Here is a 22819-nt window from a genome sequence, read left to right on the forward strand (position 1 = left end):
TCATGCATTTGCACCATGCACGAGTCCCCGCCCGGATGATGTTCGAAGTCTCCACTTTGCAGCAACTGGTGAATGTGTCTGATGGCATTAAGGACCGCTGGTGTCGGGACGAAATGGCTTTCAGTGAGAGGCAGATAATCGCGGCAGTGCTCATGCGGCGCATTCGGAATGAGCTTCGGTCCGAGCGGGGCAAGCAATGGGTTGGGACCGTTGACTTCGGATGACCCATATGACGCGACATGGGGTATGCTTGGCTTCATTGGCTTCTCCTTCGCCTTGAGGTGCGTAGTGCGGCTAAGTTGTCGTCGAACAGAGCGGTGTTTTTTTGGCTCCGTCGAGCGAACTCGGGGTATTCGTCGGTCGGTTCGATGACGCTGGGCTCCTGATTTTCGTCCATTGGTGCACGCCGAGATTGCGCATCATTGTGAGAGAGAAGTTCTATCTCCCGTTGTCGGTTGTCGCGTACTCCCGCTTTCAGCTTTTGTTTCGATGGTGGTTGGCCATGCAGCACCGTATAGTCATCGATTGCTTGTTGCTTAGCGGCTTTCGCGGCGTTATTTTCCGTCTCTCGGGCGTTGATGAACTCGATGTCATCTTGATCGCGGGCACCTTGGCTGTGAAACTTGACGAGATTGTCGTTGTCTTGGATTGACAAGAGATCTTGGACCGTTGCCTGAGCCAGCAATCGAAAATCCGGGTGAACGTTCTCGAGTGGTTGAAGGCCGTCTTCGGTCGCAAGCCACGCAACGCTCGGATCGTTTGGATCGAGTGTGACGCTGGTCGGAATCGGTCCCTTGCGTGCCTTGGCCATCAACCCTGATTGAAGCAAATACTTGCTCACGAACCGACATCGCTCGATGAGTTCTCGCTTTTTTCCGCGGTCCGGGCGTTCGATGAAAAGACCGCGCTCGGTGATTACGGCGGACCATTGCGGCAGCATACGAGCTCGAATCAGGTCTTGCGCCGGAGGGGCGCCGTTCGAGTAGCCGTGTCGAACGAGCCACCGATAGACATCGATGCGCGTTGCATTCACGTCCAACTCGTCTCGCATTTCGCTGCTCACGAGATGCGGCACCCGCTGTTTGGTATTGTGATACAGAACCAACCGAATAAACTGTCGCACATACTCGTAGCAGGTCAGCGCGGCTTGTGTGGCTGGATCTTTTTCTCCTGGTTCGGCTCTTCTGCCGTGTGTCGTACCAGCGAGGCGATGGTCCAAGATCGTGTGGCGAGTATGGTGGTCAGACTCAATGGTGCCCTTCGCTGCACCGTCGCGGCTACGTGCGAACTCAATCTTTCCTTCCCACGCTCTCGTGTGAACCGAGATGGCCAGGGCATTTCGGAATTCGCCATTGTCGGTCAGAATTCCATCGAATCTGATCGCGGGAATCGCGTCAGATGAAACACTGTCGAATCCGTAGCGTTGGCACCACGCGCCCTTCGGCATGGCGGCGTGGGCGGCTGCAAGCAGGGCCGTTCTTGCCGACGGCGCTTCGAAACCGACATAGAAGCCTGCGATCATCTCGCTTCTGGCATCGATGATGTAGAGGCAAGTGGCGGGACCCACCGAAACAAGCCTCGAGGCGATGGAACAGAGGTGAACGTCACAGGGGGAGGAGTCCATCCACCCACGTTGGCCGATTTTAACGATGTCCTGAGTGGCCGTTCCGGGCAAGGCTCTGTGAGTTTGATTCCATTTCGCCTCACCCATTAGCACGCGAGAGGCCTGCAACGAAGGGTCACCTTTGGGGCCCCAATAGGCAAATTGGCGCTCTGAAGGGCGTTCCAGCGCGGGGAGCAAGATGGGCTGATCGATTCCCTCGTCATCCTTCTTGAACCCGGCTCTCCAGAAAACGGCACACGTCTCCAGGTATGCTTCTCTGATGGAACGGCCGAAGAGGTATGAATGCCAGCCGAATTGGATTTTCTCAATCGCATCACAATTCATGACAAACCCTTCGGCGTCCGCTTCCCCGCTGAGCGTGGCCGCATTAGGCCGACCGAGCTTTCTGGTTTGAAATCTCGTTTTTCCCTTGGCCCCGCAGTTCGGAAAGGAGGGCAAGAGTGCGTTTCTCTCGTTGCCCCCGGCCCAGTACAAGTGAATGTTATGGTAAAGCCATGTTTTTGAACATTGCTGCTCAACGCTGGTGGCTTCCACCCAGTGTCGCAACCGTGAGTTGCACATCGCTTCCGCTACCGTGAAGGCACAGACGAACGGTTCGATGATCGTCCATGCCCGGTCCCTGACGCGCAGGATTGCGCATGCTCCGGTCCGGCCCGCGCCGTAACGTACGTTGAGTTGTGCATCAGTCAGTAGCCAAAGCGGAGGTACGGGTTGGTCGCAAACACGGATTTTGCCGTCCCGCAGCCAGGCTATCAGATCAGCACAGCGGATTGAGCGCGGTCCACTGGCGTAGCGAGACCGCTGCGGCACTTGTAGTGCGATGAGCCAAACGTTTTCATCGTCGATACTGAGTACGCGCATCGGAGAAGGCAGAGGCGCACCAACATCAGTCGACTCGACGATATCGTTTTCACGCAGCCACATCAACGTAACGCTCCAACCAGAAACTCTTGTATTCGTCGTTGTCGTTCGAATCCCCCGGGGACGACAGCGTCGATTCGGGAGATCGGTCGGCAAATATCGATGTCGATACCCTGCGTCCAAGCAAGATGGTCGAAGGCTAGCCACACCATTTGCTCGTCAACGGCGAATCGGCTTGCAATCGCGCCGACAGCGGACGTGATGGTGTCGACTTCGAGTTGTCGTGCGAGTTGGTCGCTTAAGACAGCAAAGCGTGCGGGGTCTTCGATCCTGCGCACTGCGTTGACGGAATACGAAAGGCTGTCCAAATTCGCGACAAACGATACCGGCAATACGGAAGGGTCGATGATCGTGAAGCGCATGCCGTTGGCCAAAGCATAACGCCGGCTTGTCTCTTCCCGAGTGAAGTCGTATTCGGACTTTGAGGTGTTGTGAGGCCGGGCGTCGCACATCAAAAGGAGGCTCTCCGGACGGTCCGTGGTGCCCACAGTCACCATCAGGTCAAGTTCGACTGGGGCAGGGAGGTCACCGCCGATTGCCAGCCTCAGGTTGCCGGCAGCCTCTGCGACCTCGAGAGTTCCTGAGCACATCCCCAGATCCAGATCAGCGAATGGCCAATCATATAGGGGATGCATGTGGCGGAAAGGCCAGAGAGGGTAGTGTTCGCGTACATCTAGCGCTCCGGCCCACAATGCCAGTAGCGCTAGTTTGCCCAGCTCGGCGCGCCTGAAATGAGCGGACCGCCTGTAACCGGGCAGAACGCAGGTAACCTGATTATGTCGACGGGAGATATTTCGGCGAGTCAGACGATGCAGGGGGCGATATCTGTCCAAGTGGCCTTGGCCACAGCCGCCGCCGATCCAATCCGTCACGGTGCGTAGACGCATTTTTGCCTCCTAACGCTGAAACGGCAGCGTTAATAGGGTAATCGCGTGGCAAAACTGTATGCGGACGCTTCAGACTACCGTCGATCGCCGGTATCGCCGACGGGGATGCGGAAAGTTGCACGCGCAAGGATGTGCGGACGAGCAGACTGGTCTTCGCGCACGACGGCGGCCTTTGCCAAGTGTGTCAATCGTGCTCCCAATTTCGCTGGGTGTAAAGCATAAGTACTTGATTTGTAAGATATTATACGTACGCGTTACGAATCCAAAGTGCTTAAAAAGCTGTCCTTGGCGGAGGGCGCATACGCTGAACGCAATCAGATGCAAGCGGAATGCTTATCAAACAATCAATACGTTGTACTGTTTAAAACAGAGGGCCCATTTTGAAGTGATGCGCGCCGTCGGAGCGAGTTCCCGACTCATTGATTAGGAGCTCTCGGGCGCTATACGCGTCACTTATGGCGCTAGGCAAGTACGTGGGCCTGGACGTCCATCAGGAAACGATTGCCGTGGCGCTCGCCGACACGGCAGGCGAGGTGGGGTATATGGGCGAAATCGCGAACACGCCCGAGGCCATCGTGAAGCTCGTGACGCAGCTCAAGCGCGGCACGGTGCTGGGCAAAACGGCGGCGCGCCACACCAGCGAACAATTCGCGGAGGTCCTGACCGACGTCGTCGCTAGCCAGCCCAAACGCAGAGAAATCCATGTCATCTCTGACAGCGTGAGTAGCCATAAGACGGAGCAACTCGCCGCGTCCCTCGACGCGCATCGCAACGTGAGCTCGCACTTCACCCCGACCTACTCGTCGTGGCTCAACCAAGTGGAGAACTGTTTCTCCCGCATCCAGCGTGATGTGATTGCCCGTGGCATCTTCACTTCAGTAAAAGATCTGGATCGCAAACTCATGCATTACATCCGCGAGCATAACGAAAACCTGAAACCGATCAAATGGAAGTATGACGATCCTTCGCGTCGGATCCGCCCAGTGCCAAATCAATGACGCAGTCGACCTTGGGGAATCGAAGATTGCTCCGTAGCTAGCGGCGTTCCTTTGCCTTGGTGACGTTCGCAAGCTGGTCGGAGGTATGGAGACGAGAGCAAATGTCCTTCACCAGACCGCTAACCCAGGCGCGATCGTCATTGTTGAGTCGTTCCAGTTGTTCTGCGAGTTCTAAGCCGAGATCGACTGCCCGGTCAGAACCACGACGAAGTAGCGTTGACACCGGAATTTTGTACAAGTCAGCGAGAGCAAGCAAACGGGGAACCGTCGGCCAGTTCGTCCCGCGCTCGAACCGACTGATCGTCTCCACAAATACGCCCAAATGCTCCGCCACTTGCTCTTGCGTAAGCTTGGCATCGGTGCGGGCTACCGAAAGCGCGCGTCCCAAGTATTTTGCGGTCTTCCGCTCGTTCCCGGCAGTCAAGGTCATCATCCAATGTTGTCTAACAACATTCAATGGTCACCGTATCCGCGTCATCTGGTAACATCACGAAATGTTGGGACGCAACATATAATGTTGTCTAGCGACTCAGCGAAACGCCATTACTTGAGAAATTGAATGTTGTTCACAGATGCAACCTGGGCCGAAGCGAATGCGTTTCGAAAGGCGATTGCTCAACCCTACGTGCCGTGGCGATGTGTGGGCTGGACGGACGAGGTGATGACCTTCTGGATTTTTCAGGTCCATGACTCGAATCTCCGTGGAAGCCTGCCCGACGGTTTGCTCGTCGTTGGCCCAGAGATGCTGGTCTCTGTCATTGATCAACTGTCGCCCAACTCCTTCTCTGTGTATGTGATGAGAAGCGGCACGCAGGAAAGCCCGGCTGCGTTGCTAAGGTTGGCCGAACTGTGGTGCCAGAAAGGGGCGGGGGCTAACACGACGGGACGAGAGTATTGGTACAGAACTGAGGAAGACGAGGTGCGCCCTTGTTCGCGAGTCCAGCAGTTCTTGCCCAATCACGCGCCTCTGGAGCTCGTTTATGCAGGCGGGCGTAATTAAACACTGCGACGGCGGTCCGGTTCGCGCTTAAGAAAATAACTGATCGTGGCTGATACGGTCCGAATGGCCCAGCTCCTAATGGACTTCGCGCCGCGCGGGGAGCCGATGGATGAGACCTTTCTCGCCCAATATGGGTTGACCGAGGACGACACGGCCAGGCTCATCGATGAGGGCTGGTTGCGATACCTCTCACAGGGCGCATATCTTCTCAGGGGCGACTCGCCGACCGTAGATGGTACGGTTGCTTTTTTTGCTCGTAAGACCCCTGGACTCCACGTCAGCGGCCGGGCGGCGTTGGACATGCAGGGCATACGTTACTCTCTGCTAGCCCGGGTCCGGATTAACTTGTGGGGCGACACCCCTCAGCGTTTCCCAACATGGGCTAGCGATCTGCTGCTCTTGACGTATCAGCATGAACGACTCTTCGACGAGCAGTTGCGCGCTGGCTTTGCAATTTCGATCCTTCCTGCCCGTCATCCAAGAATGCCCGTGTCCGTTCCGGAGCGAGCCGTTCTCGAATACCTTGCCGGTTCCGTCCAAAACGAGATGTTACGAGAAGACAACGCCAATCTCGTTGGCATGATGCGTAACCTTCGGTTGAACGTGCTTCAGCAGCTCGTCGATCATTGTGTGCGCCGAGACGTCGTCTGGGCATTAAAATTCTTTGGTGAAGATGAAAACTTCGCATGGGCGACCAAGCTCGAGTGCTGACCCACTAACGGCTCTGAGTTCTCTAAGGATAGCGGTGCTGAAAGAGTCGGCCGGCTTCGGCTGCTGTGCGGCCTGAATGAATGTGAGGCCCTGCACCGGAAGCGGCCAAAGGCTTCGAACGATTCAAAATGCGGTACGGGTAGATCTGCAGTGTAAGGCCGGATTTGATGATCTATAGCGACATGTTACCCGTTCGCGGATGGCTGACTAGGCCAGGCGATCGTCAGCAAAAATAGATTGCTGCGTGACGCGGCCAGTCAGCGCGGCCGACCAATGCTCAACCGGGAGCGGCCCAAAAAAAGACGTTCGAGGCGTCTGCATCCACGATCCAAAAGACTCTCGCCCAAACAGATCAAGGAGAGCCCCGACGCTAGCATGATTACGCGGCGGAGACTGACAGAGGCGTCGTGCGCAGCATTCCAAACGGTCGGTCGTCGCCGCGCCGCGCAAGTTGAGCTATGCCTAAGAGGGAATGCTTCGCCTGGCGAGCAGGGAATCGCATAAATCGAACTTTGAGCCGCGGCGCATATAACCACTGACGCGAGAGCCCATCCGCGAGTCGGCAAGGTTCGCGTCGCTCCGGGATCGCACGACGTACGATCAGGCTTTTCGAGCCGAACGTCGCGTCCTGCTGCCTGGCAACGCTTCTTCGCGCCCCTTGATCTGGCCCTGCAACAGCGCAACCTGGCGAGCCAGTGCATCACGATCGCGCTGCAGATCGCGAACCTCACCCGTCACGCTAGCCAATTGCCGCTCATGCCGCGTCGCGAGCCGCCTGTGTTCAGCAGCGTCGGCCGAGATCTGCTGGATTTCCGAGACAAGCAGTTCGTTACGCTGCCGGGTTTCCGACACCTCAGCCTCGGCGCGCCGCTGCGCTTCACGCGCCTCCTCGGCCTGCAGCATGACGTGTTTCTGAACGCCTTCGAGCCTAAAAGTGGCCTGATCGACCTCGGCCCGCAAGGCGGCCTCATGCTGCGCGTGATGGGTTCTCACGGCTTCCAGTTCGCGGGCATGAGCGGATCGTGCATCATGCAGCGCCTGTTGCGACTGCGCGCGGCCGACATCTCGTTCGGTGACGGCGCCTTCGGCCTGCCGGAGCGCGCTGTCCCGTTCGGCCTGGGCGTGCGCGAGTTCGGTCAGCAATGCCGCAAGCTGGGTCCGCTGATCGTCAAGCTGAGCGCGAATGGCGCGAACGGTAGCCTGAAGTTCGGCTTGGGCGGCCTCGAGCGCGTCCGCGCGCGTCGTGGCAACCGCGGCTTCTGCCTCGAGTTCTTCGCTGCGTTGTCCAAAGACCTGTTCGCCATGCACGACTGCGAGCGCCCACACCGACAGCATCGCGTTGGCGACATCCGGCGGCAATGCTGCGGAGAGCGCGTCGTTGCGCGTCTGCTCGTCTTTCCACAGTTTGAGCTCGTCATTGATGGTGGTGCGGCTGCCCTGGCGGATTTCCGCATAGATCAGGTCGACGGTGAGTTTATGCGCGAGGCGGCCCGACGCGAGCAGTTGTGCGGCGGCTTCCCGGGTGCGGATTCGGGTGTCACTGATACGGCTCATGGCGCAAATTCACCGCGAAAAGGTCGAAGAGGGTGCTACGTAGAAAATTATAGGCCGTATATCGCCGTATAACGTTATATCTGTAACGGTACCAGGCAAACATTTGTGATAACGCCCATAATCGCAAGTTCCTATCGTGTACGCTGCCGAAACCCCCAATCAAAACGCGTCACACCATGAATCTGAGTGTCATCGCCTCCGAATCGCCCGAACCGGTGCTGTCGATCGCGCTGCCTGCGGCTCTCGACGGGCGCAACGGCACCAACCGCGCACGCGGCGGTCACCTGCAGATCGCGGCCGACACGGACGTCGAGGCCGTGCGGCTGTGGCTCGCGGAATACGCCGGCTCGCCCCATACCTTGCGCAGCTATCGCAAGGAGGCGCTGCGGCTGCTGCTGTGGGCCACCCAGGCGCTGGGCAAGCCGCTTTCGAGCCTGACGCGCGAGGACTTTCTGTTGTATGAGCAGTTTCTCGCGGTGCCCACGGGCGACTGGGCCGATCCCGCCCGTCCGCGAAGGGGAGGCGCCCGCAGGCTGTTCGACGGGCCCCTATCAGAGCGCAGCCGGCATCAGGCGCTCGGCATCGTCTCGGGCCTGCTGTCCTATCTGGTCAGTGCCGGCTATCTGGCCGGCAATCCGCTTGCACTGCGCCGCCGGACGGGCGCGGCGGCAAGGCGCACGCAGCGGGTCGAACGATATCTGGATCACGCGCTCTGGGAGCACGTGCTCGCCAGCATCGAGCAATGGCCGCGGGTCACCGCGCGTGAACTGCAGCACCATGAGCGCAGCCGCTGGCTGGTACGACTGCTGTATGGCACAGGGCTACGGGCGTCGGAAGCGGCGAGCGCGAAGATGGCCGATTTCTACCAGCGCCGCGGCAGGTGGTGGCTGCACGTGATTGGCAAGGGTGGCACCGAAGGGGAAGTACCCGTGAGCGTAGCGCTGATGGCCGATCTTGCCCGGTACCGGCTCTTTCACGGGCTGGCACCGACGCCGTCGGGCGGCGAGACGGGGGCGGCGGTGATGAGTGTGGCGGGCGACCCGCACAAACACCTGACCCCGGCCGCGGTCTATCTGATCGTCAAGGAAGTGCTCCGACGGGCCGCCGAGATGCTCGCGCCGAACGATCCGGCAGGTGCCACGACACTGCGCCGCGCTTCGACACACTGGCTTCGTCATAGCGCGGCGACCCATCAGGCCGATGCCGGCACCGACCTGCGCTTCATCCAGAAAAATATGCGCCACGCCTCGATCCAGACGACCGGCATCTATCTTCACGCAGAAGATGACCGGCGGCACGCCGAAACCGTGCGGAAACAGGGCGAAACAGCGCTACCCGATTCCTGAGTTCGTTGCTGATTTCCGGCTGCTCACTGGGCCGTTCCGCCCTCAGCTTTTCTGCGTGGTTGCCGATATCCAAGTACCGGCAACTGAAAAATAAAGGATTCAGATTGAAGATGCCGTTTGGCCGGACATCGCTGTGCCCTGCTTGCTGCTTCATTTCTCGCCGGGTGCGCCAACATCGCGCCTGCGGCAAAGCAGACGACCAGCGTCACCACGTTTATCAGCGCGGAGAGCCCGCTCTTTCCCAATCAGCGTGAAACAGGCGCGGGCGACACGCAGGTGAGAAACGCGGGCGCGATCTACATCAGCATTGGCCCCCTGATGGAGGTTCGCAAGTGCAATGCTGAGATGACCTCATGCGCATGGGGCGTCGCCAAGGTCGCCAGCCGTATGACGCTCGTCGGCGCGGACAACAACGGCGCCACTGTGGCGGTCGAACTCGTCTACGATCTCGGCCGCGAGCAGCAGCTGACCTGGGACAACACCATGATCACGGATAGGATCCCCGGCGACATCCCTGTCCTTGTTGACAGCGCGAACTTCTCGAAGAAGAAGGTCACCGTGCCCTACGGCCAGATGCGGCGGGTGAGCTTCAGCCATGGCGTTGACTTCAATATTAGCGCGATACCTGCGGATCCGCGAACCCTGATAGCGGTCGACAACCGTTGCGAACTCGACGGCATCATGACCGGCAAGACCGCCCAAAGCGCTATCCCCGCGCTGTAAGTCGCTGGTTTTTGTCAGGCGAGGCGGTGATCCGCCTCGTGACAGGGCGCAAACCCTCGCTCGGTGAATCGCACCTCACGAGCGGTCGTCGCGAACTTCAGACGGTCACACCAAGCGCGTTTCGCGAAGCGCCTCTTTGCACCCCGCCTCTTGCACCCCGGCAGCAGGCTGATTTACTCTGCGATGAACGTACCTTTGATCAGCACATGCGGCGCACCTTCGGCTCTGGTCAGCACGAGGCTTGCTCCACGCACACTGACTTCAAACTTCGCCTGTTCGGCGACAAAGGTCGGCGGGTACCGCGTACCATTGCGAACCGTGATCAGGTTGCGCTCATTCGACGATGTCCAGTCGGCAGCGCTGCCTTCGCCGAAAAGCACATCGGGATCCTCGCCGGGTACGTGGGGTGCCATCATGAAGTTTGTTTCCACACGGCCATCTTCCCGGAATCGAATCCAGAGTGCATCGCTAATGTCGCTGCGCTGCGTGCGGACAGTGCCCGATTTCAGGATCCTGCTTGTCAGTTCGACTGTGTGCGGCAGATGTTTCTTTTGATCAACGATCGCACTTTCGTACTGCGCTTCTTGCAGGTACCACTGCCTGCCGATAAGTCCGGCGACCGGGGAGGCCGTGGTCTGCCCGTCGCGGATGCGCTTGTCAACTTCCAGCGCGCACTTCGTGAAGATGTCGAATGCCTTGATCCTGTCTTCGCTCTTTAACGTCCCATCGCTGATCAGACTGGCACGCACGGACGACAGCGTTTCGGCGCTAATTTCCCCGCCATGCCCCAATTGAGCTTTCGCTTTGGCCGCGGTGGATTCGTCGAGGCCGCCGCCACACGTTGCGAGAACAGTCACGGAGTGATCTCGGGTTTCGGTTCCAAGGGTAGAAGTTTTCGTTGCGCAACCTGCGACCAGTCCCAACACCAGACATGCAACTACGCCCGCCAGCTTATGTTTCATCTTCTGTATATGTGCCTTTTGATTTACCCGCTACGGATATCGGACGATCTGGCCGAAACTTTAGGGGGCGCGGGAGCTGCCGGTCGTGACTGACGGTCTTGAGCATGACCATTGTGCAAGCCTCGTTTATCCAGGCATAAGGCCATGTGCTCATCTTGCCGGTCGCGTGAGCCGCGAGGCGTTCCGCATGATGTTGCTGCCGTTCGACGTTCCGGCTATGGTATCGGGTCCCGCCGAAGACTCACGGGGTCGCGCGATATAGGGCCACTGGCGCTCGCAATGAACAATGGCTTGACTTGCACCATCTGACTCCCCGCGAGCCTGGCGAAGCAACGCTTCCCGGTCGGTAACGGCAAGTCCGTCCGCAATCACTGGAACCCGCACATGGCATTCAAAACACCACCGGCAGACACAACCGTAGCAGACAGTCCCGAAAAGCTTTTCCGCGACCTCACGCGCCGTAGACTTCCTGATGTGCTGCAACATCAGGCGGAGATCATGCGCCAGTACGCTGCACAAGCGATTGACGCGCCGGATGTGGCCTTGCAACTTCCAACCGGGAGTGGCAAGACGCTTGTCGGGTTGCTCGTCGGTGAATGGCGACGCCGGAAATTCAGGGAGCGGGTCGTCTACCTGTGTCCGACTCGACAACTCGTGCACCAGGTCGCCGCGGAAGCGAACGAAAAATACGGTTTATCAGTCGCGACCTTTGTTGGCAGACAGGCCCAGTACGAGCCGCGCGACAAGACCGACTACCAGCAAGCGTCGCGCATGGCAGTCACCACCTATGCGGGCATGTTCAACACGAATACGTTCTTCAATAACGCGGACATCATCCTTGTCGATGACGCCCATGTCAGCGAGAACTATATCGCCGGCCATTGGACGATCAAGATTTCGCGGCTGGATGAGGCGCAGGCACCGCTGCATCAGGCGATTTCCGGCATACTTGAACCGCATCTCTCCACTACCGACCTGACCCGGCTGCGAGGCGTCTGGGAAGACGTGGTGGATCGCACCTGGGTTGACAAGATTCCGACGCCCGTGCTCTCGCAGATCGCGGATCAGCTCACCGAAGTACTCGACGTACACACGGACGGCACGGAACTCGCCTATCCATGGTCGTTGTTGCGCGGGCATCTGCTCGCCTGCCACCTCTATGTTTCGTCGCAGGACATACTGATTCGTCCGCTTTTGCCGCCGACGTATTCGCACCGACCATTCGCTGCGGCAAAGCAGCGGATCTTCATGTCCGCAACGCTCGGCGCAGGCGGCGACCTCGAACGGCTGACCGGCCGCAACAGGATCGTTCGCGTCCGTGCGCCCGAAGGATGGGACCGACAAGGCGTCGGGCGGCGGTTTTTTGTCTTCCCGAGCCTGTCTCTCACGGACGAACAAAACGCACAATTCCGTCAGGACGTGATGCGGCGTGCGGGTCGCAGCGTCGTGCTCGTTCCCTCGGACGGCGCGGCCGACGCGGTCGAAAAGAAAATCGATGAAACGCTCAAATTTCCCGTGTTTCGAGCTCGCGACATTGAACAGTCCAAGACGGCATTTGCGCGTTCCGAAAAGGCAGTCGCGATTGTCGCAAACCGCTATGATGGGGTCGATTTTCCCGGCGATGAATGCCGTCTGCTCCTGATCGATGGGCTGCCAAAGGCGGTGAATTCGCAAGAGCGCTTCCTGATGTCCAGAATGGGCGCAAACGTCCTGTATAACGAACGTGTGCAAACCCGGGTAATCCAGGCGATCGGACGGTGTACCCGATCACTGGAGGACTATTCGGCCGTCGTCGTCACGGGCGATGCGTTGCCGGAGTATCTGGCCGACATCAACCGGCGGCGCTATCTGCATCCTGAGCTTCAGGCGGAAATCGCGTTCGGCGTCAATCAGTCGACGCACACGGACATTGCTAACCTGCTTGAGAACATTGACATCTTCTTGAAGAACGGTCCCGAATGGGAAGATGCCAATCGCCAGATCGTTGACGATCGCGCCCGGCTGGTCCAGGAGGCACTGCCTGCCCAGTCGGATCTTGCCGGCGCAGTCGGTGATGAAATTCAGTACCAGACGTTAATGTGGCGTCAAGACTACCAGGGCGCCGCGGCGGCGGCCGAAGCTGTGCTGGCACGTCTTGTTCATCCTCTGCTCAAGGGTTATCGCGCGCTCTGGAATTACCTCGCGGGATCAGCTGCCTATCTGGCTGCGCAGAAAGGCAGCGGTGCCATGACGGCAAAAGCCCGGCAACATTACGCAGAAGCGTACAAGTGCGCACCAGACCTCAGTTGGCTTGCCGACTTCGCGCGCAGTCAGCATATCGAAGCTGCCGCACGGGACGCGAACGATCTCTATGAGCCGCTGCGTCAGGTGGAGCGTCTGTCAGCGCAATTGGCCAGGCTTGGGACGATTCATGAGCGTGATTTTGCAAGGCTGGAGCAGGAGATCCTGTCTGGCCTGCAACGGCCCGAAACCTTCGAACGTGCCCAGGAGCAGTTGGGCTCATTTCTTGGCTTCGTCGCGGGCAAACGGGAAGAAGAGGGGTCCCCTGATCCATGGTGGATTTCCGGGAACGGATGCATCGTGTTCGAAGACTACGTTGACACAGATGCAACCGCCGAGCTGGATGTGAAAAAGACGCGGCAGGCGGCATCTCACCCGAACTGGATGAAGCAACACGTCGAGCAATCCGTCGGTTGCAGCTATTTTCCAACGGTCGTCACGCCCGCCCGCAAGATTCGAAATGCGGCTACCCCGCACGCCGGCGAACTGCTGTACTGGGAGTACGACGATTTTGTCGCGTGGGCCGCTGCTGCAATCGCTACGGTACGAGAACTGCGCGAGACGTTCTTCGATGAAGGCGACCTCGACTGGCAGGCGCGGGCCGCCCACACGCTACGCGAGCGGGGGTTTGACTTCGCGTCGATCGTTAGCCGCCTGTCGGAAAGCAAACTGCTCAGCCGGATGCAAGCCGTATAACAGAACCGAGTCGCCGATGTTAATACGCCCGTCAGACGAAGAAAGGCATTTACGACTCGCGGGAATCATGGGTAACGCTGCGTTGGAACTGTGTTTTGAGGCGAGTGGCATGCGAAGGACGCGAAGTCGATACTTCAGTGATAATCACGCTCTAAGCGGCGGTCCGGGGCATCAAACATGCCGCATGGAATGGACAACAAATAGCTGAGGGCCGGTGGGGATGGGTAAGGAATTTGCAGCGGAAATAGAATTTCTGCCTACTGCAGTTCGGTGGGCACTGGAGCAGGACATCGACCTGCTTCGCCGGATCGTCGCCTCGCATTCAGGGCGTAGCCTGCTATCTGTCGGGTCAGGTGGCTCATCAACCGCAGCAGCATTTCTGGCACTGCTGCACGAGCGCAAGTTCAGGAAGGTGTCCCGCCCGATCACGCCGGTGGGGATGCTCGCGCATGACGTGAGGCCCGACGCGTGCGCGTTTGCGCTGATTTCTGCAGAAGGCAAGAACAGGGACGTGCTGGCGGCCGCGCAGCACATGCTTGAGATCGAAGCGACGGGTTTCGCTGTGACGCTGTCACCGGACGGCCCGCTCGCACTACGACTTCGCGACGCCGGTGCGACTGTTGCAAGCTTCGAGCCGTCCTGGGGCAAGGATGGTTACCTTGCGACGAATTCGCTGCTTGCCACGTTGATCCTGCTGGCGCGCGCCTATGACGTGACCGGGTTACCTTCGTATTTCGGGGCACTCGACCATCGATGGGTCACTCGGCGCCGGCGTCAGATTGCCGATCAAGGGCTGGCGAGAGCGACTTCGGAAGGGCGGCAGCTGTGCGTGCTGTACGGCCGTGACGGCGCCATCGGAGCAACTGATATCGAGTCCAAGCTAGCGGAATCGGCAATGGGTGCTTCCCAGACCATCGACTACCGGCAATTCGCGCATGGACGTCACCTGCAGCTCACTCGCACGACAACGGCTCCCTGCTTTCTGGCTTTGGCATCTGACCGCGATGCGGGACTCGCGCAAGCGACTATTGCTACTTTCCCCCCGGACGTGCCGGTCATCCGTATCGAGTTGCCTGGAGATCCTGTCGTAGCAGAAATCGTCAGCGTCATCGACGCGATGCTCATCACAGATATTTTGTCGGCCGAACAGGGCGTTGACCCGGGACGTCCCCATGTACCGGAATTCGGACGCCTGTTACATGCGCTAGATCTCGGCGAACATATTCCCGTCACTTCGCGCCCCTCGCCTGCGATCGCGCGAAAGGTTCCTGAAGCCGTGACAACACCGGAACGCGAACATGCTTTTAGTCAGGCGGGGCTGGAGTTCTGCCGCCGGCTTCGGGGAGCACGTTTCCGAGCGCTCGTGTGCGATTTCGACGGAACCTTCTGCAATACGGACATGCGGTTCGATGGACTCGATTCGAGTTTGATCGCGGAGATCGAGCGTCTCGTGCGAGCCGGCGTTCTGATTGGCTTCGCAACGGGACGCGGTGATTCCCTTTATGATGACCTGCGCGCGAAGCTGGATCAGTCATTGTGGAGTCGCGTCATCATCGGCTGTTACAGCGGGGGAATCATCCAAGGACTCGACGCACCGGCACCGCCTCAGTTGGCGCCGGACCCGCGTCTGCTCGCACTCGGGGAATGGCTCACCCAGACCGGCGTGATCGATACACTGGGCGCATCACCGAGAATCTGCGGTGACCAGATGAGTTTGCGGTTAGCCGACCATTCTTCGAAAGCACGTGTCGCCGCGTATGCCAGGCAGTGGCTTGCCAACCAGAACCATAGTGGCTGGCGCGTGGTCTTTTCAGGGCATTCCATCGATATTATTACCGAGCGGGCGGGCAAAGAACGAGTCGTCTCGGCGGTCGCACAAATGATTGGCTGCGACAGCGAACGCACGATACTTCGAATCGGCGATTCGGGAGACATTGACGGCAACGACTTTGAGCTTCTGGCGACCGGCCTTGGCCTTAGTGTCGACAGCGTATCGATTGCGAAGGGAAGTTGCTGGAATTTTCTTCCAGTCGGACTTACCGGCGTTGCTGGCACGCGATTTTACCTACAGTCGCTGGAGATGGACGGCGATGCCGTTGTCTTCAGCCGCGACTTCATCGCGCATGTCACCGCATCCATGACCGGGGGAGAACAGGTTCAGTGAAGGCACATCTTGCAATGCGACTGCTCGCCGACCTGATGGACTGGGATGAAACGCGTGCGACCGAGGAATTTGCCTGGCTGCGGCTGATGGTGACCGCGAAGTATGACCACTACCAAGGTTACAGTCCCGGCTCACGCTTTTACGTAAATCTGATCTCCTGGATTGGTCAGTTCCGTCCGGCCGATCGGGCGGCGGCGTATGCCTTCGTCAGAAAGCATCTTGTTTTCGTGAGCCAGAGTGAGATGCATCATCTCGTGGCCTTGTCGATGCCTGCAATTCAACGGGCAATGCGCAATGAACTGGCAGAGAGTCTTGCCGTTCCCATCTATAAAACCTGGGGTGACCGAGACGCAGAGAAGCGACTTGCGATCATGGGAATCCGCACGCTGTATGTCGCGCTCAGTGATGGCGCGAAGATCGACGTGTTCCGCCGAGACAACGAGGGCGTGGTTTCGACCGAACAGGTGGTGGCAGCCAGCGAGATTTCAAATGAAAAGTGGCAAAAGCTAAAAGAAGCGTTGCGGGAACGTCTTGACGCGAACGGCTTCGCTGCGGAGGATGCACTTTTCGAGCGAGTCTGCCTGATAGATGACTTCACGGCATCCGGCGCGACGTTGATTCGAAAAGATGACAATGGTCCGTGGAAGGGGAAGATTCCAACATTCTGTGGTCAAAATGCTGACCGTATTGGAAACTTTCTCACGGCCGATTGCTGCATACACGTGCATCACTATCTTGCATCCAGCCGTGCCACCGGCCTCGCGACCGCATCCGTGCAGCAATACCGCGCGGCCGTGGATACGTTTCGCTTCGCGCTAACCTTTTCAGCGGTGCTGAGTGAGCAAATCGTAGTGAGCGACGACAGCGCGGCTGACCTGGTTCTGCTGCTCAAAGACTATTATGACCCGTCAATCCAGGACAAGCACCTTGGAGCAGACGTTTGGTACGGCTACCGACAGTGTGGGCTGCCGGTTGTTCTCTATCACAATACGCCGAACAATTCGGTTGCGATTCTATGGGCCACGTCAGGTTCTAGACATAAGCCTCCGACTCACCGGATGACCCCCCTGTTTGCACGAAAAAAGCGGCACGCCGACCATGGATAATCCCTTCAAAAAGCGCGCAACAGAGTACTTCGATGCGCCGGGCGCGCTGCTATCAATTCTGAGCCCTGAACCACTAAGACGGTTTTTTGAAAGTAACGCGGCATCCTACTTCGATCGGCTTGCCATCATTGTCGGCACGCCAGGAAGCGGCAAGACGACCATTGCGCGGCTGATCGAGTTCGATACGGTAGTGTCCCTCTTGCGGTCGTTGCCGAGCACCGATCACAAGGACGTAACGCGCGCGTTAACCGAATCCCTTGTAATTGATGATCTGCGGCCCCGGGTGCTCGCGTTCCGGCTCGCCACGACGCCGGACATGCGAGACATCTGGGAACTACCGTATTCTGCAAAAGTCAGATCGGCCTTACTCCGATCCTTGATTCAGGCAAGAGCCGTTCTCGGGTGGCTTCGCAAGGCCGAGGGCGTGGGTGTTGACCTGGCGAAAATACGCGTCGTTGCGCGCGAGCAGTTCGAGGTCCAGTCGCGGCTGATCCACACTGACGACACTATCGCCTTTCGCAACTACGCCCGTTCGGTCGAGGAACGCATCTTCAGGATCGTCACCGCGCTCGTCGCCCCGTCAGAGGATCAGTTGCTCGAGGTCGGACCACAAAGTGCGTACGAACCCTTCTCAATTATTGAGGCAATACGCCTTCCTTCCGTCGCCGGCGTGGAAGGTGGCGAGATCACGCTAAAGCCCCTATGCATTGTCGACGACGCGCACGAGCTTCATCCGGATCAGTTTGCGGATGTCGAGCAATGGCTAAGGGGACGTGAACTGAAGGTCGCGCGGTGGCTCGTTACAAGGGTCGACGCAATCAATCCAGACGTATTTCGTCACGCGCTGGCTTCGGAGTCGGAAGAACACACAACGGTCGCAGCGGGCAGCAAGCTGGACCGTGACTGGATTCTCAAGCTGATGCAAAAGGGACCCGCCGAAAGGCGCGCTTTCAAGACTACCGTCAGGGACATCTCGAAACGGTACATTGAGCAGATGCCGAGCTTACGCCGACACTCGATTCGACTGGAGGATTGTCTGTCAGGTAAAGAAGCGCCGCTGTCCTCGACGGACTCGAAGCATCTTGCCAGGAACGTGCGTGCAGTGATCGAGGAAAGCGGTTTTGGTTCGACGCGAATCGACACCATCAGGTCGTGGATTCCTCCCGAACTTTCGGAAGATACCCGTCAGGCGCTGCTTCGGATCTTGATCAACCGGGAGTCTCGACGCACACCCCAAACCGAGCTGTTCGCTGCCGAAGCAGACGAGCAAGAGGAAGTGACGCCTCGCACAGTCAACGCGGCACTGATATCAGGTGCCAATCTTCGGCTGTTTCATGACTACGGTAAACCGTATTACTTTGGTTTTGATCGACTGGTCGATGCGAGTGGCGAAAATATTGAACAATTTATCCAGCTTGCGGGTTCGCTTGTTGACAATGTTGAAACGAAGATCCTGCGTGGACGCGAACCAAAGCTGGATGCGAAGATCCAGAACGACGTCCTCATTCAGCAGGCTACCGCTTCGATCGAACGATGGAATTTTCCGCATAGCGATGCGGTACGACGGTTGATTGCCTTCATCTCAACGCGCTGCAAGGAACGCACACTCGAGGCTAACGCTCCGCTCGACGATGGGGCGAACGCATTTGGCATACCGCAGTCCGAGATGGACCGGTTTCAAAAGGAGGGCGGTCGCCTGATCCAGGTTTTGCACTACGCGCTCGCGTACAACGCGATTTCACTGACAGAGAATTACGAATGTAAGCGCAAGACGTGGTGTCTTTTCCAGCTTGGTGGCCTCCCGATACTGAAGGGCGGATTGACGTTTGGCCGCGGCGGATTCTGCGAAGGACATCTCTCCGACCTGATTGCGAGTATCGGCGAATGAACCGTTTTTCAACGACTACCTGTTACTCACAGCGGGACGACGACGTGCTTTCCTTTTTGGAGGGGCACCTGAAGTCGGCTCAACGCGTTCTGTATATCGGAACCGTGGGTATTGATACCAGCAGCCTCTACTTCGCCACCCACCTGGCCAAGTTTGCGAACATCGACTTCCGGTTTATCGTCGAAAGACGTCGCGACAGCTCGAGAACCCTCAATGAAGTGGGAGCGCGACATAGGTCGTATCTTGAAGCTCACATACCCTCCGGGCAGCTCGAATTCACGGACGTAAATATTGTCGCAGACGACGGTGCAACCATTGGAGGACGAGGTGCCGCCCGTGTAGCGAACCAATGGTATTCAACCGGATATACAGACATCGTTATCGACGCAAGCGGGATGTCACGTGGCATCTGCTTCCCGCTTGTGAAGCAGGCCATCGAACGTAGCGCCGGACCAAACGCAAATGTGCATGTGTTGATGGCAATGAGCCATCAACCCGTCATTAAACTGCATTCGGAGGCCAATGATCGCGCCGAGTGGATGCACGGCTTTCAGGGAACGATGGGGCTTGACGTTTCAGCAGATACTTTGAAACTCTGGATCCCCCAGTTGGCCGAGAATTCGCGGCCGCAGATGAACACAATGTTTCAGCAACTGTCGGCGAGTTCGCCGATCGCCGAAGTTTGCCCGATCGTGCCGTTCCCTTCACTTCGGCCGCGCCGGGGTGACGATCTGCTCTTTGAGTTTGAGGCGCTGTTCCTGGGTGACTGGGAAAGCAGTCATCTCAATGTCATCTATGCGCACGAGTCGGATCCCATGGACGTCTTCCACTCAATCGCCAGGATGGAAGCTAGCCGGAAGGAGGTGTTCCGGGCAGCCGACCAGTTAGCGACGACCATCCTTTCGCCAAACGGATGGCGCATGGGTAGCCTGGGAATGCTGCTCGCAGCGATCGAACTGGATCTGCCGATGCTGTATGTGGAGACGATCGGGTATACTACTGAGTCAACACCACCTGACGGGCTGAATGTTAATCTGCCCGACCATTTATGGCACGTCTGGCTTGCTGGAGTCCCATATGAAACCCCCAAAGACCACGCCTGACTCGATCCGCGCACGTGTCGTGGGCACAGGCCTGTTGGCCTTGGATGTCTTGCTCGATGATCAAAACGCCGGTTCGCGGGCCGAGCTGGGTGGATCGGCCGGCAATGTACTCGCAATTCTCGCCTTTTTTGGCTGGTCGAGCGTTCCGGTTGCGAAACTGGGCGAGGATGTGGCGGGCGCGAGGATCCGTCATGAGTTTGAGGGCCTGCGTGCTGACACGCGGTTCATCAGCCTCGAACGGCACGCCCGGACGCCCGTAGTCTATCAGTGGCCGGGCGACGAACAGCACACACACAGGTTCAGCTTTACATGCCCGTTTTGTGGCCTGAAGCGAGGTTTCGCCGCGACAGAAGCAGACGAAAGCTACTGCCATAACGTGCTGGCGTTGGTCGAGCAATCGGATGTCTTCTACTTCGACCGGATAACTGATTGGTCGCTGAATCTCGCAGAAAACTATCGCAAACGGGGAGCGCTCGTTGTCTTCGAACCCTCGGTGATCAATGTCAACGCCAAGACCTTTCAACGGGCGATTGACGCCTCTCACATCTTGAAATATGCAGATGAGCGGATCGACGAACTTCGCGTCTTCGATTGCGGCAGCGTCGATGTCGTCATTCAGACATTGGGTTCCAAGGGACTGAGATTCCGCACCAAGGCCAATCACGACGGGCAATGGCGGACCTTGCCGGCCTTCAATGTTCCCCACGTAGTGGACACAGCCGGAGCAGGAGACTGGTGTACGGCTGGTCTCCTCTATTCTTTGAACCGGTCTGGCGCATCTGCGAAGCTCGCTGAAAGCGCCGTCTGCAAGGCTTTGCGGTTTGGACAGGCTCTCGCAGCGCTCAACTGCATGCACGCTGGCGCTCGGGGACTGGCGCAAAAAGGAGCGAGGTCGGGACTTGAGCAGCTCGCTACCATTATGGAGGCGGGGCGGGAGGAGATATTCGACAACAGGGACTGGTACAGTTGCTTCGATTCGCCGTTGCGCCTCGGTGTTGCAAGCAGGCACGGTACCAAGTCGGAACCGTTCCAAAAGAATTCCGCGAGACTATGCTGCGAGCCTCTTGCTGTCTGATTTTTTGCGGGAGGCTTTGTTTTTTGGCGCTGCGGGTAATGTCAGGGACGCCCGGATCTCTTCACGGACTTCCATCAGGAGCGTCCCGAGCATATTCTTGCCGACGCCTTTGACCTCCCCCCATAGTCGGTTCACAGCATTGTCAACCGTCGCAGCCTCGACCAGTCGTGCATCGCCAGTCGACAGCAGGATCTCTTGAAGGTCGAGATGCTGCGAGAACTTTGCGTGAAGAACACGCTTCATTCGATCGAACTTGGTTTTGGACCAGTCTGGGTGGACGTCCCAAACATACAGGCCGTGTGCTGCCATAGCCAACAATGAAGGTGAGGGCGCCGCCATGAGCCAGGCACGCACGTTATCCTTCCTGGCCTTTCCTGCCTGATAGGCATGCTCTGAGGTGGGATACTCGACATCTTCAAAAATAATAGCGCGCTTGTATAAGTTGCTGAAAACGCCGTATGGCTTTTCGCTAGCGCGGTAGAACTCTATCTCTTGCATAAGGTCAATTTTCGCTCGTGGCTAGGATTATGCGATGTCCCTGCCGGTGTCACATCGCTGGCCAAATATGGAGGGGGCAGCACCGCCGCTTTCGAACGACCGGAGGAAGCGCGTATTGTATCAACCCTGCGCCGCGTGACCATTCTCGGACCACCGTTAAATCGTTGGTCAAAAGGTCTTTGACCGTAGGCATTGTCGGTCATCCGTAAGGCTGTGCGACCTCGGATTGGGGGGCGCAAGGGGAGCGTGGGCGAGCTTTCAGTCGAGCACGATAAGTGCGACCGGCAAAAGTCGGACCGTCGTGGTGGCGAAGTTCGTGGTAACGAAAGTCAGCGCTTCAACGCGTAGCTCCGGGAGATGTAAAGGGACTGGCTCCGGCAACGCGTCTCTACCGTCTTCACTTCATCCGTGAATTCCTCCTTGCTCGGTTTCGCTGGGAGCTGATTGCGTTTGAATGCCTTAGAACCCAATGAAATCTGTCGATTCGCGACAGATCGAGCGCCAAGTTGCCAATCTAGGAGAGTCGGCACCATTGGCGCCCATCTGACCTGCCTGATTTCTCCGGACCGTTTCAATCTTGAAGAACGGCCTCGGTTGCTTCAGTTGAACAGTGCTGCTTCTTGAATTCGTTGGGTGTCAGGTAGGCCAAGCTCGAATGCGGTCGGATAGCATTGTAGTGGCGCCGCCATTGCTCGATTACGACCTTGGCTTCGACCCGCGTCCGAAACCATTCCAGGCTCAGACATTCGTCCCGGAACTTGCCGTTGAAGCTCTCATCGGCGCCGTTCTGCCATGGCTTGCCGGGATCGCTCAGTGCCATATCGATGCCGTTCTGTGCCGCCCATTTCAGGATGGCGTGCGAAACGAATTCCGGCCCGTTGTCCGAGCGCAAGTAGCGCGGCGCACCATGCAGGCTGATCAGCTGTGACAGCACTTCGATCACGCGTGCAGAGCGAATTGACCGTAAGCGGTCCATCTTCGACGTCTGGCAGTGAGCGACAGTAGCGAGGACCATAGGTGTCCACCTATCTTGAGGTGGACACCTATGACTGGCATGGACTCAGAGTTGGCAGTAGTGCGTCGCAGCAGCGATGGCCGTCGTCGTTATGACGAAAAAAGTAAACGCGCCTTAATTGAGGCAGCACTTCGTCCCGGAGTATCAGTCGCCGGTCTGGCTCAGCAGCTGTTGCCTTTCGCCGTAAAGGAGCCGGGTGTTTTCGGCGTAATGGCGCCAGAGAAAGGCGCCTGTTTCGGGGCTCGAACGGGGATCAAGAATCCTTGTT

Annotated in this window: 16 protein-coding genes and 2 pseudogenes; 11 read left to right on the forward strand and 7 right to left on the reverse strand. The window is 58.1% G+C overall.

Translation table 11 applies throughout. The features are described 5' to 3' along the window. Positions 1-256: 256 nt before the first annotated feature. A complete protein-coding gene (locus QCE73_RS27805; RefSeq protein WP_309884481.1) occupies positions 257-2548 on the reverse strand; it encodes a hypothetical protein in 2292 nt (763 codons plus the stop codon). Next, positions 2548-3135, reverse strand: a complete 588-nt coding sequence (locus QCE73_RS27810; protein WP_309884482.1) for a hypothetical protein — start codon at positions 3133-3135, stop codon at positions 2548-2550. Before QCE73_RS27810 ends, QCE73_RS27805 begins: the two co-directional genes overlap by 1 nt. Before the next feature lie 899 nt (positions 3136-4034). On the opposite strand from QCE73_RS27810, the pseudogene QCE73_RS27815 reads away from it, so the two are divergent. Next, positions 4035-4430, forward strand: a pseudogene (locus tag QCE73_RS27815) (transposase); the annotation flags it as partial. A gap of 37 nt (positions 4431-4467) precedes the next feature. Here QCE73_RS27815 and QCE73_RS27820 read toward each other — a convergent pair. Next, positions 4468-4863 carry a helix-turn-helix domain-containing protein gene (locus QCE73_RS27820; protein WP_309884483.1) on the reverse strand — a complete coding sequence of 132 codons (396 nt, stop codon included), beginning with the start codon at positions 4861-4863 and terminating at the stop codon, positions 4468-4470. Between the two features lie 126 nt (positions 4864-4989). Between QCE73_RS27820 and QCE73_RS27825 the strand changes: the two genes are divergently transcribed. Both QCE73_RS27825 and QCE73_RS27830 read left to right on the forward strand, forming a co-directional pair. Next, a complete protein-coding gene (locus QCE73_RS27825) occupies positions 4990-5430 on the forward strand; it encodes a hypothetical protein (RefSeq protein WP_309884484.1) in 441 nt (146 codons plus the stop codon). Positions 5431-5508: 78 nt separating this feature from the next. Further along, the gene (locus QCE73_RS27830) at positions 5509-6141 is read left to right on the forward strand and encodes an AbiEi antitoxin N-terminal domain-containing protein (RefSeq protein ID WP_309885270.1); all 633 of its coding nucleotides are present in this window, start codon (positions 5509-5511) and stop codon (positions 6139-6141) included. Positions 6142-6741: 600 nt separating this feature from the next. On the opposite strand, the gene QCE73_RS27835 is transcribed toward QCE73_RS27830, so the two are convergent. Further along, positions 6742-7695: a DNA-binding protein gene (locus tag QCE73_RS27835; RefSeq protein ID WP_309884485.1), complete on the reverse strand. Its 954-nt coding sequence runs from the start codon at positions 7693-7695 to the stop codon at positions 6742-6744. 176 nt (positions 7696-7871) lie between these two features. On the opposite strand from QCE73_RS27835, the gene QCE73_RS27840 reads away from it, so the two are divergent. Further along, positions 7872-9041, forward strand: coding sequence for a tyrosine-type recombinase/integrase (locus tag QCE73_RS27840; protein ID WP_309884486.1), 1170 nt, complete (start codon positions 7872-7874; stop codon positions 9039-9041). Positions 9042-9158: 117 nt separating this feature from the next. Continuing rightward, positions 9159-9764 (forward strand): hypothetical protein, encoded by a 606-nt coding sequence (locus QCE73_RS27845; RefSeq protein WP_309884487.1) that lies wholly within the window; start codon positions 9159-9161, stop codon positions 9762-9764. 173 nt (positions 9765-9937) lie between these two features. Here QCE73_RS27845 and QCE73_RS27850 read toward each other — a convergent pair whose 3' ends face one another. Then, entirely contained in the window at positions 9938-10621 is a 684-nt protein-coding gene (locus QCE73_RS27850) for a hypothetical protein (protein ID WP_309884488.1), read from the reverse strand. 489 nt (positions 10622-11110) lie between these two features. Here QCE73_RS27850 and QCE73_RS27855 point away from each other — a divergent pair, with 489 nt between their 5' ends. From QCE73_RS27855 to QCE73_RS27880, 6 genes are all read left to right on the forward strand, one after another. Beyond that, positions 11111-13702, forward strand: a complete 2592-nt coding sequence (locus QCE73_RS27855; RefSeq protein WP_309884489.1) for a DEAD/DEAH box helicase — start codon at positions 11111-11113, stop codon at positions 13700-13702. A gap of 220 nt (positions 13703-13922) precedes the next feature. After that, positions 13923-15866: a hypothetical protein gene (locus QCE73_RS27860; protein WP_309884490.1), complete on the forward strand. Its 1944-nt coding sequence runs from the start codon at positions 13923-13925 to the stop codon at positions 15864-15866. Beyond that, complete coding sequence (locus QCE73_RS27865) at positions 15863-16972, forward strand: hypothetical protein (protein ID WP_309884491.1); 1110 nt, start codon at positions 15863-15865, stop codon at positions 16970-16972. The genes QCE73_RS27860 and QCE73_RS27865 overlap by 4 nt, the downstream gene beginning before the upstream one ends. Beyond that, entirely contained in the window at positions 16965-18860 is a 1896-nt protein-coding gene (locus QCE73_RS27870) for a hypothetical protein (protein ID WP_309884492.1), read from the forward strand. The genes QCE73_RS27865 and QCE73_RS27870 overlap by 8 nt, the downstream gene beginning before the upstream one ends. Next, positions 18857-19963, forward strand: coding sequence for a hypothetical protein (locus tag QCE73_RS27875; RefSeq protein WP_309884493.1), 1107 nt, complete (start codon positions 18857-18859; stop codon positions 19961-19963). The genes QCE73_RS27870 and QCE73_RS27875 overlap by 4 nt, the downstream gene beginning before the upstream one ends. Continuing rightward, positions 19938-21038, forward strand: a complete 1101-nt coding sequence (locus tag QCE73_RS27880; RefSeq protein ID WP_309884494.1) for a PfkB family carbohydrate kinase — start codon at positions 19938-19940, stop codon at positions 21036-21038. The genes QCE73_RS27875 and QCE73_RS27880 overlap by 26 nt, the downstream gene beginning before the upstream one ends. On the opposite strand, the gene QCE73_RS27885 is transcribed toward QCE73_RS27880, so the two are convergent. Together QCE73_RS27885 and QCE73_RS27890 are read right to left on the reverse strand one after the other, a co-directional pair. Next, a complete protein-coding gene (locus QCE73_RS27885) occupies positions 21012-21536 on the reverse strand; it encodes an NADAR family protein (RefSeq protein ID WP_309884495.1) in 525 nt (174 codons plus the stop codon). The two genes, QCE73_RS27880 and QCE73_RS27885, sit on opposite strands and share 27 nt — an antisense overlap. Before the next feature lie 571 nt (positions 21537-22107). Beyond that, positions 22108-22512: pseudogene (locus QCE73_RS27890) on the reverse strand (integrase core domain-containing protein); the annotation flags it as partial. Positions 22513-22819: the final 307 nt, after the last annotated feature.

This window comes from Caballeronia sp. LZ029, from assembly GCF_031451275.1.
In the GTDB taxonomy this organism is placed as follows: domain Bacteria; phylum Pseudomonadota; class Gammaproteobacteria; order Burkholderiales; family Burkholderiaceae; genus Caballeronia; species Caballeronia jiangsuensis.